The sequence below is a fragment of the Campylobacter sp. 1569 genome (assembly GCF_024723675.1).
GTDB lineage: Bacteria > Campylobacterota > Campylobacteria > Campylobacterales > Campylobacteraceae > Campylobacter_D > Campylobacter_D jejuni_C.
This window is the reverse complement of the sequence record NZ_JANQDB010000063.1, coordinates 1-390: the sequence shown is the minus strand read 5'-3', so window position 1 is coordinate 390 and position 390 is coordinate 1. Positions and strand designations below refer to the sequence as shown.

Below are 390 nucleotides of genomic sequence, written 5' to 3'. Positions count from 1 at the left end.
ACTCTAGACACAGACGACATCTTAGATCTAAAACTTTTAGAACAAATCATAGCCGATTTAAAAGATAAATTCTATGTAGTAGATATAAATACATTAAATGATTTGTTAAAAGCTTATAGTAAGATTGATAAGGATAATCCTGCCTCTAAAGCAGAGTTTTTAGCTAATTATCTTTTAAGTAAAGATAAATACTTAGATAAAGAAAGACTTGATATAGCTCATTCTATGATTCAAAGCTTAGACTTTTTACTAGCTTATCAAGACAATGGCTTAGACAAAGCTAGTGATGATAAATTTGCAAGCAAAGAAGCTATAAAAGCTAAAAATGATATTTTAGCTGAAGTTTTTACAGCTTCCAATCAAGCTAATACTAATAAAGATAAAGTTAAT

1 protein-coding gene is annotated in these 390 nt (G+C 27.4%); it reads left to right on the top strand.

Annotated features, from left to right (window positions below):
- Nucleotides 1-390 (top strand): hypothetical protein (locus tag CAMP5060_RS08185; protein WP_337218211.1); only part of this gene is annotated, 390 nt, incomplete at both ends.